15 protein-coding genes and 1 riboswitch are annotated in these 15945 nt (G+C 43.2%); of the genes, 6 read left to right on the plus strand and 9 right to left on the minus strand.

Annotated elements, in window-relative coordinates; genetic code table 11:
• Positions 1–40: 40 nt before the first annotated feature.
• The 3 genes from B4J50_RS06545 to B4J50_RS06555 form a co-directional block, all read right to left on the minus strand.
• Entirely contained in the window at positions 41–694 is a 654-nt protein-coding gene (locus B4J50_RS06545) for an amino acid ABC transporter permease (RefSeq protein ID WP_024822781.1), read from the minus strand.
• Positions 694–1467: an amino acid ABC transporter ATP-binding protein gene (locus B4J50_RS06550; protein WP_024822780.1), complete on the minus strand. Its 774-nt coding sequence runs from the start codon at positions 1465–1467 to the stop codon at positions 694–696. The genes B4J50_RS06545 and B4J50_RS06550 overlap by 1 nt, the downstream gene beginning before the upstream one ends.
• Positions 1468–1637: 170 nt before the next feature.
• Positions 1638–1769, minus strand: coding sequence for a hypothetical protein (locus tag B4J50_RS06555; protein ID WP_274532069.1), 132 nt, complete (start codon positions 1767–1769; stop codon positions 1638–1640).
• A gap of 141 nt (positions 1770–1910) precedes the next feature.
• Between B4J50_RS06555 and B4J50_RS06560 the strand changes: the two genes are divergently transcribed.
• On the plus strand, positions 1911–2798 hold the full coding sequence (locus B4J50_RS06560; protein WP_286846085.1) for an MBL fold metallo-hydrolase: 888 nt from the start codon (positions 1911–1913) through the stop codon (positions 2796–2798).
• Positions 2799–2838: 40 nt separating this feature from the next.
• Here B4J50_RS06560 and B4J50_RS06565 read toward each other — a convergent pair whose 3' ends face one another.
• Positions 2839–4221, minus strand: a complete 1383-nt coding sequence (locus B4J50_RS06565; protein WP_034326885.1) for a phosphomannomutase/phosphoglucomutase — start codon at positions 4219–4221, stop codon at positions 2839–2841.
• 111 nt (positions 4222–4332) lie between these two features.
• On the opposite strand from B4J50_RS06565, the gene B4J50_RS06570 reads away from it, so the two are divergent.
• Positions 4333–5265 carry an AEC family transporter gene (locus tag B4J50_RS06570; RefSeq protein WP_024822777.1) on the plus strand — a complete coding sequence of 311 codons (933 nt, stop codon included), beginning with the start codon at positions 4333–4335 and terminating at the stop codon, positions 5263–5265.
• 31 nt (positions 5266–5296) lie between these two features.
• Positions 5297–5415, plus strand: a riboswitch (molybdenum cofactor riboswitch).
• Between the two features lie 269 nt (positions 5416–5684).
• A complete protein-coding gene (locus tag B4J50_RS06575; protein WP_286954025.1) occupies positions 5685–6998 on the plus strand; it encodes an HD-GYP domain-containing protein in 1314 nt (437 codons plus the stop codon).
• On the opposite strand, the gene B4J50_RS06580 is transcribed toward B4J50_RS06575, so the two are convergent.
• Positions 6995–8182 carry a YibE/F family protein gene (locus B4J50_RS06580; protein WP_286846081.1) on the minus strand — a complete coding sequence of 396 codons (1188 nt, stop codon included), beginning with the start codon at positions 8180–8182 and terminating at the stop codon, positions 6995–6997. The genes B4J50_RS06575 and B4J50_RS06580 overlap by 4 nt on opposite strands.
• 47 nt (positions 8183–8229) lie before the next feature.
• Positions 8230–8970 carry a FadR/GntR family transcriptional regulator gene (locus B4J50_RS06585; RefSeq protein WP_024822772.1) on the minus strand — a complete coding sequence of 247 codons (741 nt, stop codon included), beginning with the start codon at positions 8968–8970 and terminating at the stop codon, positions 8230–8232.
• Between the two features lie 140 nt (positions 8971–9110).
• Between B4J50_RS06585 and B4J50_RS06590 the strand changes: the two genes are divergently transcribed.
• Together B4J50_RS06590 and B4J50_RS06595 are read left to right on the plus strand one after the other, a co-directional pair.
• Positions 9111–10754 (plus strand): nucleoside kinase, encoded by a 1644-nt coding sequence (locus tag B4J50_RS06590; RefSeq protein ID WP_286846078.1) that lies wholly within the window; start codon positions 9111–9113, stop codon positions 10752–10754.
• 25 nt (positions 10755–10779) lie between these two features.
• Positions 10780–11625 (plus strand): LacI family DNA-binding transcriptional regulator, encoded by an 846-nt coding sequence (locus tag B4J50_RS06595; RefSeq protein ID WP_286846076.1) that lies wholly within the window; start codon positions 10780–10782, stop codon positions 11623–11625.
• Between the two features lie 72 nt (positions 11626–11697).
• Here B4J50_RS06595 and B4J50_RS06600 read toward each other — a convergent pair whose 3' ends face one another.
• A complete protein-coding gene (locus B4J50_RS06600) occupies positions 11698–12981 on the minus strand; it encodes an SLC13 family permease (protein WP_024822769.1) in 1284 nt (427 codons plus the stop codon).
• Between the two features lie 134 nt (positions 12982–13115).
• On the opposite strand from B4J50_RS06600, the gene B4J50_RS06605 reads away from it, so the two are divergent.
• Positions 13116–13952, plus strand: a complete 837-nt coding sequence (locus B4J50_RS06605; RefSeq protein ID WP_024822768.1) for an Mrp/NBP35 family ATP-binding protein — start codon at positions 13116–13118, stop codon at positions 13950–13952.
• Between the two features lie 42 nt (positions 13953–13994).
• Here the strand turns inward: B4J50_RS06605 and B4J50_RS06610 are convergent, their stop codons facing one another.
• Together B4J50_RS06610 and B4J50_RS06615 are read right to left on the minus strand one after the other, a co-directional pair.
• Positions 13995–15128: a diguanylate cyclase gene (locus B4J50_RS06610; protein ID WP_286846072.1), complete on the minus strand. Its 1134-nt coding sequence runs from the start codon at positions 15126–15128 to the stop codon at positions 13995–13997.
• A gap of 1 nt (position 15129) precedes the next feature.
• Entirely contained in the window at positions 15130–15942 is an 813-nt protein-coding gene (locus B4J50_RS06615; RefSeq protein WP_024822766.1) for an MBL fold metallo-hydrolase, read from the minus strand.
• Between the last annotated feature and the right edge of the window lie 3 nt (positions 15943–15945).

Consider the following 15945-nt stretch of genomic DNA (forward strand, 5'->3'; position numbering starts at 1 on the left):
AGGGGAAGGAATTGCAATGTTCCTTCCCCTATTTTATCTCTTATCGGACTTGCCAGCGTTTCTCCAAAAACTGGAGACCCAGGCTTGTAAAGCTGGTGAGGAAAAGGTAGATAAGACCTACCATTATAAATGTCTCAAAAGATGCATACGTAACGCTTCGAACTTGTTGCCCTACCATGGTCAAATCGGCGATGGCCAATGTAGATAGAAGTGACGATTCTTTTATAAGTGTTACGAATTCATTCCCGAAAGCTGGAAGCATATTCCGTATGGCTTGAGGCAGAATAATATAGCGCATAGTCCCCAGATAAGAAAGACCTAATACTTTTGCTGCTTCCCATTGTCCCTTGGGGACTGCCTCTATCCCACCTCGAACAATTTCTCCAACATATCCTGCAGAGTTGATGGAGAGTCCAATAATCCCGGCAGCAAAAGCGGGTAAATTAATGCCAAGGGAGGGTAATCCAAAATAGATGAGGAAAAGCTGAATTAAAAGGGGTGTTCCTCGTATTACATAAATATAGGCTGCTGCTAAAGATTTTAAGGGTGTGAAGGGTACAACCCGTAAAGCTCCTACAAACACGCCTATAATGGCTCCAAAGATCACAGCTAACATAGAAGCTTTTACCGTGATGGATGCCCCCGTCAAAAACATGTGCCAATATGGAGTAATAGCCGTAAAATCCAGGGTCATTAACATTCGCCTCCCCGTTCAGGTATTTCTTCTCCGAAATGGGCAAGCATGCGCTGTAAAAATGCTTGCGTCCTTGGGTGAGAAGGCCTCGTCATAATATCACTGGGGGTTCCCTCTTCCACTATATTCCCATCAGCCATGAAGACAATTTTATCAGAGACCTCTTTGGCAAATGTCATTTCATGGGTAATAATCATCATAGTCATTCCTGTCTCGGCGAGCTGTGCTATAACATCAAGCACTTCGCCTACAAGCTCAGGGTCAAGAGCACTGGTAGGTTCATCAAAAAGCATAATTTTAGGCTGCATAGCCAGAGCCCTAGCTATGGCTACCCGTTGTTGTTGCCCTCCAGAAAGCTGTGCAGGTTTGGCTTGAACTTTATCTCCGAGCCCTACTCGTTCCAGAAGACGAACAGCCAGTTCCTCTGCATCGCTTTTTTTCATCCCCTTGATTTGAATAGGACATAGTGTAATATTATCAAGAACTGAAAGGTGGGGAAAGAGGTTAAACTGCTGGAAGATCATTCCCACAAGACTCGCTAATTCTTTATTCGAGTGTTTCCCTCCGTCGACACGTTGCCCATAAAGGTAAATCTCTCCTTCATTGATATCTTCGAGACGACAAATACACCGGGCCAACGTACTCTTCCCTGAGCCGCTCGGGCCGATGACAGATACGACCTCTCCTTCACTAACAGACATGGAGACTCCTTGCAACACATGAAGGTCTCCGAAGGATTTATGTAAATTTTTTACTTCTATTGCAGTTTGCAATAATCTTCACCTCCTGTTTAACGCGGGCATTATAACTCAACTTTAGGTTACTAGCAAACGTTTTTCTGAAAAAAAATTGAAAAACATGTACTCAAGAATGAATAAAGGCATAAAAAATGGGGCCTCAAGGCCCCTCCTGTTTGTAAAAACACGAAAAAACAAGCTATGAACTATGAATCGTATCGGCACCGATATAATTCATGATTAAGATCTACCATAGCGTTGGCAAAAGCATCTGTCTGTTCGTTACGCTGTTTTACATGTCCGCTCTTTATGGCTTTTTTCAGTTTTTTGCTATCCATTCTACGCACCTCCTGAAATAGCCCTTTCGAACCATCTATGATTTATTTTTTATTGGTTCGAACCATTAGCTAGAACATTCTAGCATGGAGAAAAGAAAAAGCAAAGTATTAGAATATACTCGAAAGGAGGTTTTATATCTTATGGAGATACGAGAATTGACAGCGCAGAGTTGCTTTATCCCAGGGCGAGTGAATATAGGGTTATGGAAAGATGGGAATGGCGGTTGTTTCCTTATAGATAGTGGGGGGGATGAGACATCTGGGCGAAGATTATTTAAATTATTGCAAGAGCATAATTTGACGCTCCATGGAATTATTAATACTCACTCCAATGCTGACCACATAGGAGGGAATGCTTATCTCCAGAAAAAAACTTCTTGCGCTATTATAACAAGCTCTCTTGAAAATGTTTTGACACAAAATCCTTATCTCGAACCTTTTCTTTTATGGGGAGCGTACCCATTTAATGCTATTCGAGGAAAATTCCTTGAAGCAGAGCCGTCGAAGGTCACTCATGTTATTCACCCTGGTGAAATGGTTCCTGGCACAGAGCTTGAGGTTGTGGGGCTTCCAGGTCATTTTCTCAATATGGTAGGATTAAAGTCGAGAGACGGAGTTTTTTATGTAGCCGATAGCGTCTTTTCCCAAGAGATTGTAGAGAAATATCGTTTTATAGTCTCTATGGACGTAGAAGGGGTTCTTCGAACGCTAGATATGCTTCAGATGTCAGAAGCTAATTGGTTTGTACCAAGCCATGCCAAGCCGGTTCAAAATATTACCTCTTTGGTGGAAGCCAATCGAAAGGGCGTTAAATATTTAAGTGAGGCTGTATTGAATCTTTGTAAAACTCCTCATTCCAGAGAGGAGATTCTTGCAGCATTGGCCAGAGAATGGGGCATAGAAATGGATTCTATTCAATATGTGCTGAACAGCGCTACTATTGCTGCCTATTTATCTTTTCTTGAGAGAAAGGGATGTATCGTTCCTTATATAAACGAAGGCTATTTATTGTGGAAAGAGAAAGTTTAAAAAAGGAAAGGGCATGAAAAATGCCCTTTCCTTTTTCAAATTAGTACGTCCACTGAAAATCGGAAACTCCTACTGCTATCATGCGTTTTTTCATGTCTTGCGTAATAAAGTCCAGATCTTCTTTTGTCTTGCCCTCGCATCTTGTCACTAACACGGGCTGGGTGTTAGAAGCCCTTACCAAACCCCATCCCTGAGGATATAAAATTCGTACTCCATCGATAGTGATAGCTTTGTACTCTTTAAGAGCTTCCTCTTTAATTTTTTCGATGACTTGAAATTTCTTATTATCGGGACAGTCTACTCTAATCTCTGCAGTACTGTAATAAATGGGATAATCTACAAGCATGTCAGACAGAGTTCGGCGATCATTTGAGAGGATGCGCAGGAGGCGGCCAGCTGCGTAGAAAGAGTCATCAAAGCCATAAAACTCGTCGGCAAAGAACATATGTCCAGACAACTCGCCTGCGAAAAGAGCTCCTATCTCTTTCATTTTCGCCTTAATAAGGGAATGCCCAGCTTTATAATAAAGAGGTTTTCCTCCTAAGCGACGGATCTCGTCTTCAAGGGCTTGGGAGCATTTTACTTCTATGATAGCATCAGCTCCTGGATGTTTAGGCAAGATTTCTCTCCAGTATAAGGCCATGAGTGTGTCTCCCCATACTACAGAACCCTTCTCATCGACAACTCCTATTCGGTCGGAATCCCCATCAAAGGCGAAACCTACATCGGCTTTTTCTCGTTTTACTGTCTCAATGAGGGAGACGAGATTTTCACGTTTCAGAGGATCTGGGTGGTGGTTGGGAAAGTTCCCATCAGGTTGGCAGAACAGAGGGACAACACGGCAGCCTAACCCTTCTAAAAATTTTTGGATAAAGAGCCCTGCTGTTCCATTCCCAGCATCAGCAACTACTTTGAGTTTTCGTGGCCCCAATTTTATTTTCGACAAGAGCATCTGGATATAGCCAGACCAAATATCTTCTCTTTTTACAGAGCCCAATGTTTGCCCAGGTACCATATCATCTTTTTCAATCATATTTAAAATAGATTGAATCTGCTCTCCATACATAGTACTTTTCCCTAAAGCCAGTTTTAAGCCGTTCATGTCTTTAGGGTTATGACTTCCTGTGACCATAACTGCTCCATCAAAGTTAAAATGGAACTGGCTCCAATACAGAAGAGGCGTAGTTACCACCCCTAAATCTATTACGTTAACGCCGGCCCATATGACCCCGTCGATAATATTTTGTCGAATTCTTTCTGTTGAAAGTCTCACATCTCCTCCTATTGTTATAGTGGAGATTCCTTCTCTGCGAAGCAAGGTCCCATAGGCTTTCCCGATAGCTGTTACTACATATGCAGTGAGCTCTGTATCGGCTACGCCACGAATATCATATTCTCTAAATATATGTGACGGAACTTGCATCAGGTGTCATCACCTTCCTCTTTTATCATTTCATAATCATTATATAACAAAGCACCTTTTATAGTATTGAAGAGATATAATAGTTTGTTAAACAGAGAGGAGAGATCGGTTGTGGGCTGCTTTTTTATTGTTCTTCCCATCGTTACTATTATATCTATTGGTTGGTTCATTCGCCAACGAGGTTTTGTCAAAGAAGAAGCTTTTGTTGGAATGCACTTTATTCTTTACTGGATCGCCCTTCCATCTCTGCTTTTTCGGGTTACCTATGGGGCAGATGTAAAGGTACTGATGGGGGGAAACTTTGTGAAAGCTGTTTACGCGTCTTTGCTTCTTACTCCCTTATTAGCATGGAGTTTTGGGCGCTTTTTTTGTAAAGAGCGCGGGAAAGTGGCAGTGATCGCCATGACGTCCATTCGCTCCAACAATATTTTTATGGGGGTACCGGCGGTATCAGTTGCTATGGGGGAGAGTGGTCTTCAGGCCCTTTCTTTATATCTCGCTGTCGTTATGGCAGGATATCAACTAATCTCTGTGGGGTGGGGGCAAGTTGTGTTGTCGGGAAGTTTAAGTTTACATGCTCTTAAAGATACGTTTAAAAAACTTTTTACGAACCCCCTTATTATAGCCTGCATATCCGGGCTTTCCTGTGCTATCGTAGGGGCTCCTGCATTGCCTTTATGGCTTGACGAAGCCCTTAAGGTGTTGGGAAACGTGGGAAATGGTCTCGCTCTTTTGTCTCTCGGAGCTTCTCTTAATTTTAATCGAACGTTTGCGGCATTGAGAGATACATGGGAGGTCATCTTATTTAAACTTATTCTTTTTCCCCTTATTGTGATGGGGTTTATCTCTCTCTGGCCTGTAGAGAGTATATTGGCTAAAACAACGATCCTTGTTTCAGCCATGCCTATAGCGGTTAACTCTTTTGTTGTTGCCAAGGGGATGGGAATGGATCAAGTCTATACAGCTGAAGCTATAGCTGCAACCACGCTCTGTTCCATTATCACCATACCGCTCTGGGCCGCATTCCTTGGCGTTGTGTCTTGATTTTCTTTAAATGGTAGAGTAACATATTTTTAAAATAATAGACCTCCGAGCCCAAAAACCCAAAGAAAATTCCATGGTTCAGGGCCGTTAGGGTTTCCTCGGAAACGGGAAAGCCTTCCGTGTTTGAAAAGGAGGAACAAAAGCTCTTTTTATAGTATGTGAAAGAGGCTGTTTCTCCTTGTGAGCAATCGCCTCTTTTTTGTGTGATCTATTTCCCGTTCTATTCTGTAATAGATCAGCCGGGGGATCTGCACGGAGCAGATCCCCTCCCCCAACGTCCTTGTGCTTTTTATTAAAAAGGGTCGAAAGTACCAGTAAAATACAGGCCTTGCCGAAGCGAGCCTCTGATATGCCTATGTTAATATACACTTTGTCTGAGTACTTTATTTATCTGAAGTTGCAGAGGACAGGATAATAATATGCCACTTATTGTCACAAGCGACCATCTTAAGCCTGGAATGCGCCTAGCTAAGTCGGTATGGGCCTGCGAAGGACAGCAGTTATTGCTTAGTAAGGGAGTTATTCTTAACAATCAGCTTATCACCCGTCTTGTACGACGGGGAATAGAGGCATGTTTTGTCTATCTTCCCGGGGAAAATGCAGTGGAAGATGATTTTTTATGTCCTGTTGTTCCTGAACATTTGGAACGACAGGTTCGTGCTGATGTGGCACATATTGTAGAATGTGTAGCTCAGAACAGGTCTCTCCGCAACAGTTTATTTCAAAATCTCCAAGAAAGTGTCTCTAGCATTATTTCTGTTATTTTTGAAGACACCACTGCTTTCCATTATGGTTTAAAGAATATCAGCAAACATGACGAGTATACTTACGAGCATATGATCGGTGTAATGACGGTTTCATTGCTCATCGCAAAGGAAGGTGAAGATACAGGACTTTTTTCTTTTTCTTTTCAAGATAAAATTAATTTGGGCCTCGGCGCTCTTTTTCACGATATTGGAAAACTAATGTTACCTTCCTCTCTTCTGAATAAGAAAGGTCCCCTGAACGAAAAAGAGTGGGAGCTAATGAGCAAACATCCCTACGATGGCTTTAAGATAGTGCGGCAATTCCCATGTATGAACCCTATGGCTAGGGCCATCGTGTTAAATCACCATCAATATTGGAACGGCGAAGGTTATGGGCGAGAGGCGGCTGGCGGACTTGCCGGAGAAACCATTCCTCTTTTAGTACGTATCGTTTCAGTAGCTGATACATACGATGCTCTTGTAAGCGATCGTCCCTATCGCCGAGCATTTTTGCCAATAGAGGCTTTAAAAATTGTTCAAAACGAGTCTGGAGTCAAGTTTGATCCCTCTTTAGTAGAATTTCTCCCCCAAATAATTGATCCGTACCCTATAGGAAGTGTTTTGTTCCTTTCTGATTGGACCCTTGCCGCAGTTACATCCATCTCTTTGGGAGAACCCCAGGCCATGGTGCTTGCAACATTCCGCAAAGAAGACGCAAATAAAGTGGGGAATGTATTTCCCCTCCAAAAACATGGAGCCCATATCGTAATAGGTGCTCCTTCGCTAGATCACCTAGCCGAAAAATCAGCAGAGATACTAGCATCCCCAAGTAAAAATGATAGCCCTCTCCGCCATTTCCTAAGCAGTCTGTGTACTGCTTTCGTAGAAAAGCGAGCTGACCTCAATACCGTCCCTTGTTGGGAATCGTTAATAAAAAAAGGGTTTTTCCCCTCTTTGTTAGAAAGCCTTCGAGTTCAGGGAAGTTAAGAAGTGGACTCTTTCTTTTTTTCTTTGGAGCGTCTGAGGCGGAAGTCTAGCCACCACACACATACAGCGGTGGTAATAGGTATCGTAAGAAGTAATCCAATTGTACCAGCTACGCTTCGGACGAGTTCCTGTGCAATATAAGGATCGTTTATAAGAGCCAGTGGATCAGCTCCAGAACTTGTAATAAGAATAGTGAGAGGAAGAGCACTTCCCAAATAGGCAAGAATAAGAGTGTTAATCATGCTTCCCAATACCTCTCGCCCTACGCCAATGCCAGCCTGCCACAGTCGAGGCCCTGGAATTTTAGGATCATAGGAGAACATTTCGGCGAGGGTAGACGTGACTGAGACGGCAACATCAAGGACTGCCCCTATGGAGCCGATCATAACAGCAGACAGAAGAAGCCCTTCCATTGAAAGATTAGGTATTGTTGAGGCAAGGAGGCTAGCACTATCGCTAGCAAGCCCAGAGAGTTCCCATAGAGTCACCATAGCCCACCCTACAGTGGAGGCGGCGATAGCTCCTCCAAGAGCTCCAAGAAAAGCTACGATCCAAAAAGCCGGCCTTCGTACCACCAATAGTACTGTAACGCTGGATACGGCTCCTATAGCCAGGATAGCGAAAGGTACGGGAGGTATTCCATTTGCTAAGGCAGGTATATACCAACCTAAAAGCACGGCTAGCGAGAGGAGTAAACCTGCCAAAGCCCGGACTCCTGCTTTTCCAGCCGAAGCGATGAGCCCAGCGCAAGCTAAAATGAGGAAAGCGACAACCCAAGGAACTCGATAGCGATCGCTGATGGAATATTGTATAGTATTATCTTCAAAACGATCAGAGACGAGAAGATATCTCCTTTTAGGATGGAGCTCCAGAGAAGAAGTGGACAGCTGCGTAATAAGAAGGTCTTTGCTTGTCCCTTTATCATCGCCATTTAAAAAGGTTACCGTTACATCTATATATTCCGTCAGCCACGGTGCTTCTTCTGGCGAGGTTTCCTGAGAGGGGGATTCCTGTTCTCCTCCGTTAAAGCCCAAAGGAGCTTCGGTACTTCGTATCGAACCAACGCGATCTATACGGACAATTACAGATTCTTCCGTGTTCCATGAATTTAAAACAATCTTATCGGCAGAAAAAGCCGTTATAATAGCAAAAAGAGGTACTAAAATGAAAGTAAGACAGTACATCCGCACATTGTGAGTCATTGTTCTTAACTCGTCCTTTCTTTCAAAAATTACCTATCTGTAGTATTGTCTTTCATTTCCTCTTTTTGGTCCAGTGACACAGGAGGTTCTTCTAGAGCGATTCCATCGAGAAGAGTTTTATAGACTCGTGCTACGTGGTTGCTCATACAACGACGAACTTTTTTTATATCTCTGGAGAGAATAGCTTGATAAATTTGGTTATGTTCCTTTAAAAAAAGTTCTTTATCATCAAGGAGAGAGTATATACGCTCGTGAGTTGCCATAATAAGATTAAAAGTTATTTTTACTATATTGACAAAAATAAAGTTGTGGGTTGCTTCAGCGAGGAGAAGGTGAAAATCATAGTCGCATTGAGCACGATGTTCCAGAGACTCTACATCTTTGCTGGTAAGGGTTAGAATTTTTCTAATTCGCGTAAGATCTGAAGGGTCAGCGTGTTTGGTCGCCTCTACTGCTATGGCAGGCTCTAGGATCATTCTCGCCTCTACCAATTCTAATATAGCTTCATCTTGTAGTGGCATGTGGGCGTGATTGGATTCCAAGCGTGACTTGCGAACAAAACGTCCTTTCCCAGGGATACATTCTATAAGCCCTACTAGCTCTAAAATGCGAAAGGCTTCCCGCAGGGAACTTCGACTTACGTCGAGCTTCTCTATAAGCTGTCGTTCCGGAGGTAAAGGGTCTCCCTGCTGGAGTTCCCCTTGTGCGATGAGGACTTTGAGCTTTTCTGCCACTTGCTCATAAATTTTTGTAGATTTTGTCTTCGACATATTTCTACTCTGCCCTCTCTTTAATTATAGGTCTCCGTAGGAGTTTTGACGGGACATTATAAGAATATAGTATCATTAGCATATTATATATACAAAAGTAAATGGCATTTGCTTTTTTGTAAAGGAAGAGGTGAGGTTTAATGCCATTCAATGTCCAGATCAAAGGGTATAAAAATTGCTCGTGTTCTAGTCCTGTAACAGGGAAGGATGTTCTTTCTATTGCAGATATAGACGGGGCTTCCCAAATAGTGGCTTGGAGAGTTAATAATTATCTAAGACCACTAGGATGGGTTGTTGATGATGACGCGGAAGTAGAATTTGTCGATACTTCCTCTTTTGAGGGAATGGAAGTTTATCGTAGATCTTTAAGTTTTTTACTTGTTTTAGCTGCGCAAAGAGTGTTTAAAAAAAATATTCTTATCAGACACTCTATTAGTGATGGATATTATTGGGAGATTTCGGATAGAGATGTTACGGAAGAAGATGTGGAACGGATAAGTAAAGCTCTTCGAGATCTTGTTAGCCGAGATGTTCCAATTTCCAGAGAGATCATTCCTCTTGATAAGGCTCGAAGAATTTTTGAGAGGCAGGGGAATTCTGAAAGTGCACGACTTTTTATGTGGGCAGCAGAAGATCCTGTGGAACTTTATAGATGTGAGGATAGCTACGGTTTTTATTATGCCCCGCTGGCCCCTTCTACGGGATATCTGAAGTTTTTTGAGCTCAAACATTTCCCACCAGGGATGGTATTGCAATTTCCTACAGTTTCTTATCCAGACAGTATCCCCCCTTTCCGAGCTTCAAAAAAACTTTCGGAAGTTTTTCTTGATTATGCGAAGTGGTTGGATGTTCTTGGCCTCAGCACTATGGATAGTTTTCACGCTAAAATTGCCCAAGGGAAAGGCTTGGAGCTCGTGCTTGTGTCTGAAGCCTTTCATGCTCAGCGGCTGAGCCGAATAGCTGAGGAAATATGGGGGAGAAAAGGCGTTAAGGTTATTGTCATCGCAGGGCCATCAGGGTCAGGGAAGACCACTGTAGCCAAACGTCTTAAGATTCAGCTGCAAGTGTGTGGTATGAATCCTACCGTTATTTCTTTGGATAATTACTTTGTAGACCGAGAGAGAACACCTCGGGATGAACATGGGAATTACGATTTTGAAGTGTTAGAGGCAATTGATTTGGATTTGTTGGAAAATCACCTTTCACTTCTTCTCAAAGGGAAAGAAGTGAAGATTCCGGAATTTGACTTCATTAAGGGAAAAAAATTCCCTGGTCCTACGTTGCATCTTAACGATAGAGATGTTCTGATTTTAGAGGGGATTCACGGCTTAAACGAAAAAGTAACGGAAGTGGTTCCAGAGGCTATGAAGTTTGGAATTTTTGTCTCTCCACTCACGGGCATCAATCTGGATCAACACAATAGAACAAGTACTACTGATAACCGTTTGTTGCGACGGATGATTAGAGATTTTCAAACGAGAGGGCATTCAGCAGAAAGAACTCTCGACCTTTGGCCTTCTGTAATTAGAGGTGCCCGAGAGTATATATTTCCCTATCAGAGTCGAGCCGATGCTATGTTCAATTCGTCCCTGCCGTATGAATTGGCGGTTCTCAAGGGATATGTATTGCCTCTCTTACATACAGTTTCCGAAAATTCTCCTATGTACGGAGAGGCCCGTCGGCTTCTTTCTATGTTGAAGTTTGTCCCTCACCTCCCTTCAGAATATGTTTCATCGAATTCTATTTTGAGAGAGTTCATAGGTGGCGGATGTTACGAAAAGTAGTACTTCATAAGGGGATGTGCCGATAGTGAAGGTTAAAATGGAAGATGTAGCGAAATTGGCAGGCGTCAATAAAGCTACAGTAAGCAGAGCTTTAAAAGGAGACTCTCGAATTTCTTCTGCTACGAGGGAAAAAGTTTGGGAGGCTGCCAGATCTCTTGGATATCAACCGGATGCAGTGGCGAGAGGCCTTTCCAGTAATCGAACAGGTCTTTTGGGGATTGTTTTTGAAGATCTGACAAGTCCTTGGACAGGCGAATTTCTTGGTGGTGTCGACCGCGTCGTTTCAAAACAGCATTATAGCCTGCTCGTAAAATGTTCGGGAAAAACAGAAGCCCAACGTCTATTGGTAGCCAGGGATTTAGCCTCTCGAAATGTAGATGGGATTATCTGGATTGGCCGTCCATTTTTTCCTATCGCTATAGACGGGCCTCTTGTGGTGGTAGATAGCGATCCTATAGACGTGGAAGGAATTCACGTTGTTGTTGATGTAAAGCGTGGAGCTGAAAAGATTTTAAAGATAGCTGAAGGAAAAAGGTGTGAAGTGGAGGAGGGAGAAAAGTCTTTCTTTAAGGGGTTGGCCCCCCTGTTGAAAGGTAACGAATCTCTTTCTGATTCGTCGTTGCCTTTTCGTATTATAAATTCTTTAAACCTGACAGCTATAAAAGGGTGCCAAAAGGATGTGCTTCTTTGTGGTTACCCTCATCTTGCCCGTTTACTCGGGTACTATTGTCTTGATTGGCCAGCTTTTGAGCTGGGAGCCGTAGCAGGGCGTCTCTCCCTCAACGTTATTCAGGGGAAAGGAGTTCGACCAGAAAAAATAGTGGTTGTTCCTCCTCTTTATAGCCCTGAAGGGGATGTTATTTCCCTTTAATACGATGTGTTCGGCAAGCTTTGCGTCTTTTTGTTTCTGCCTGAAGGGAAAACTAGAGTTGGATAGGAAAGATTACAAGAGGGTCTTGTACCGAACAATTAAATAGAGACTGCACAGGCTCAGCGCAATAAAGACACTGAACATGCCTGTTTTCAAAAAATCTTTGAAAGAAATAGGGTGTCCGAACCGCCCTGCTACGTCAGCTACTACAACGTTAGCAGCTGCCCCGAGAAAGCTTCCGTTGCCGCCAAAACAGGCTCCCATGGCCAGTGCCCAGAAAAGGGGTTCCGGCGATATGCCTACCTGTTTTGCCAGCTCATCGATAACGAAAACAAAGGTCGCAGTGAAACCGATGTTGTTTACAAAGGAACAGGTAAGGCCAGAGAACCATAGCACGGCCAGCATGGCACCCAAGGGATGTCCTTGGAGATGTTTTCCTAAAAATAGCGCCAGCTGAGAAATAACCCCGTTTTCTTTAAGAGCTCCAACAATAATAAAAAGCCCGGCAAAAAATACGAGCGTAGGCCACTCGATGTCTTTATGAATAATCTCATCTCCGTCCTCAGGAATGACAGCGAGAAGAGCGGCAGCTCCAGCAAGCGCCACAACGGCGGCTTCTATATGTAAAATTCCATGAGCGAAGAACCCGACCATAATACATCCCATAACGAACAATGCTTTTTTAAGCGTGGGAATATCTTTAATGGCAGCATTTTCATCGACTTTCAATATTTTTTCGTACTCTTCTTTGCGAATTTTAAAAGAGTTAGGATCTATAAGTACCAAAAGGGCAATGGTGAACACAAACACCACTATAGTAATAGGCGTCAGATTGATAATAAAATCTATAAAAGAAAAGTTTGCATGGGAACCGATAATAATGTTTGGGGGATCACCTATCAAAGTAGCGGTTCCTCCAATATTTGACGAAATAGCTTCTGCTATTAGTAAGGGGACTGGGTTAAAGTCCATAATATCGGCGAGAGACAAAATAATGGGGCTGACTAAAAGCACAGTAGTCACGTTGTCGAGTACTCCTGATAGTATTGCTGTTGTGGCTGTAATAGCAAAAACAGTGACGACCCAATTCCCTCCCGTCATTTTCAGACTTCGGATCGCTACATACTGAAATACTCCAGTTTTCGAAAGAACCCCCACAACAATCATCATCCCCATAAGAAGGCCGATGGTGTTAAAGTCGATAAAACGGACGGCTATTTCTGCGGGAAGAATCTGAAAAGACATCAGGAAGGCTGCTCCAAGAAGGGCGGCGACGCCTCGAGCTATTTTACCCATACCTATAGCTATCAATGTAAATGTAAATACACAAAGGGTTATCCAGCCTTGATATGCCATATCTATCGCCTCCAAAGAGACTTTAAACTATACAACGATTCGTGAATGTAGACAAGAGAGATGTTCGACTTGACGCTCATATACGTGAAGAGTATAAAGAAAGAGCTTGAAATCTGGTAGGGGAGGATTCATGAATGGTAGATGAGATGTGCTCTCATGAAGCGTGCGGTAAATCTTCTTGTGAAGGCTGCAGCGGATGCGCAAAAAAGAAAAAAAACGTTAAGCATGTAATAGCAGTTGGCAGCGGTAAGGGAGGAGTGGGAAAAAGTTCCATATCTTCTCTTTTGGCTGTAGCTCTTGCACAAAAAGGTTATTCAGTAGGAGTTTTGGATGCTGACATCACAGGGCCGTCGATCCCCAAACTTTTTGGCATAACGGATACTCCGCTTGGACGCCCTGAAGGTATAATTCCTCCAGCCTCTCCGGTTTTTGATGTACGAGTTATGTCCATCAATCTTCTTCTTGATGATCCCACAAAACCTGTTGTATGGCGAGGCCCAATAATAGGGAATGTCATCAAACAATTTTGGGAAGAAGTGGCATGGGACGATAGGGATTTTGTAATAGTGGATCTTCCTCCTGGAACTGCTGATGCTCCTCTTACAGTAATGCAGACTATAGATCTGGATGGATTCCTTGTTGTTACATCCCCTCAGGAACTTTCTGTAATGGTAGTGGAAAAAGCTCTCAATATGACCCAAATGATGGAAGTCCCCCTTTTGGGAGTAGTGGAGAACATGAGCTATCTTACATGCCCTGACTGCGGAAAGGTCCTGGATATTTTCGGACCCAGCCATGTGGAAGAAATAGGTGAAAAATATCAGATCCCAGTGATTGGCCGTTTCCCTCTTGATCCTGAACTCGGACAATTAGCTGATAGTGGGCGTATAGAAGAGTATAAAAACCATCTTTTACTGGAGACTCTTGCTGAAGGAGTGCTCGAAAGGCTCAAAACAGCAGTGCATTCTTAACGTTTCGCCAAGAGGGTCTTTAAAAAGACCCTCTTGGCGTTTTTATGCAAGATGAGCATAAAGAGATTGGACGAAGTCCTGACTTGTAATCTTTTCGTTTCCACTGAAAAAAGAAATTCCGAAATGTATATGCGCCTTATCGGCCATAACATGGTCGCTCCCGGCATCCTTGCCGTACCTCGATAGGCGTAAAGCGAGTTCTTTTGCGCCGTTCTGAGGTGTCTCTGGCATAAGAACAATAATCTCTTTTGCTCCCATACGCATACATAGATCGCATTCCCTCACGTTTTCTATAACGTATGTGCCGAAAGAATCTAAAAAATCTTTTTCGTTTTCTTCCATATCCATAACATTATTGCTTCCATAGTGGAAATCTAACTTAAATAAAGCTGCAGATAACCAGCGTCTATATCGTTGGGCCCTGTCCAGTTCTTCGGCTAAACGCCTCTCTCCAAAACTCTTTGTATAAAGCCCCGTAGCTGGATCTAGAATAGAAGAAATAGGATCTGAAGTAGAGGTTTGTTTATATTCAGTATTTTCTTCCGTGAGAAAAAAGAAGAAGAGGTCGTCTCCTCCCTGCTTTTGTTGAATATCCCAGCTTTTCCCCCCAAGAGCTACAGTATCGCTATTGAGAGGAAGTGTCTCTGAAATACTTTCTCCGATTACTTTCTTCGATGATTCTGGAGGCATGAGAGACAAAAAAGGATCATTTGCCGAGAGGACCGTCCCTTTGCTGTTTGCGATGAGAGAAGGAAGGGGAAGGCGGCTTATATCTGGAATAGAATGGCTTTCTTCAGTTGTTTTTGAAGACTGAACAGGTGCTGCAATAGGAGTTTGGCGATCCGATTGTGAAAACATGTATTGATTAAAAAACAAAAGGATTCCTACTGTAGCCATGGCTATTCCTACCCAGTTGAGGAAAGCTGGATTTCCGAAATGTTGTGTTAGGAAAAGTATCAGCGTTCCCTGAGCTATGAGATGGAGGGAGAAAAATCCCTTTTCAATCCTCCTTACAATAGAGACAGCATAGAGGAGGGTGAGAACAGAATACATCACAATAAATAAAGCCCAGAAAGGAGGGCTAATGATATGCTTCTCATCCCCACTCGCCAATAATGCAGAAAAGATAAGGATAGGGATAGATACGAAAGGGGGCAGAGTAGACCACGGCAGCATTTTATATCTCCAACGAGAAACCAGCAGGAGCCCAGTCTACGTTATTTAATGTCTCTCCAAGAATAAAAGCAGCCTTAAAGCCAGTACAATGACATGGCCTCCACAATTTTACTGAAAATCGGGTGGAAAGTTCGTGAGCAGAACGCTCTAAAAATTCCCTGCTTTGTCCTCGGAAATGCATCCCTCCCATAACAGTGTAAAACTCTCTGGTTTTACAGAGAGCGGCAGCCCGTTCCATAATATTGACAACCCCTGCATGGGCACACCCTAAAATGACGCTATAGCCGTTAATTCCGTGAAGGAGGAGAGAGAGGTCATCTTCCATAGAGTCCTCTTGAAAAAGATCGCCTTTTACTGCGATGAGGTCTGGTGTAGAAGGAACGAATTTTGAATCCCGAAGACGGCAAGGCACAGTGAAAGCCTGTACTCCCTCTATAATTTTTGAACACTCCTCTACTGGGTGAAAGTCAAGATTTTCTTTTCGAAGTAGCGATCCGGCCATAAATTTCTTTCCCCCAGTTACACTATATCGTGGCATATCGAAAAGGGGGGAGGCCCAAACAGGGAGATTTCCTTCCCGTCTGAGAATCTCTGGCAATCCCCATGTATGGTCGAAGTGTCCATGGCTTAATACAATCCCATCTACGTTCCCTATGGGAATTCCCATAGCATTTGCGTTAGGATAGAGAGCTTCTCCTCGCCCTGTATCGAAAAGTAACCGCCCCCTCGGAGTTTCTATAAACATACTTAATCCATGTTCTCCCAGGAGTTTAGAGCCACCACAATAATCATCTACTAAAACGGTAACATACATATT

The organism is Aminobacterium sp. UBA4908 (genome assembly GCF_002398115.1).
Lineage (GTDB): Bacteria > Synergistota > Synergistia > Synergistales > Aminobacteriaceae > Aminobacterium > Aminobacterium mobile.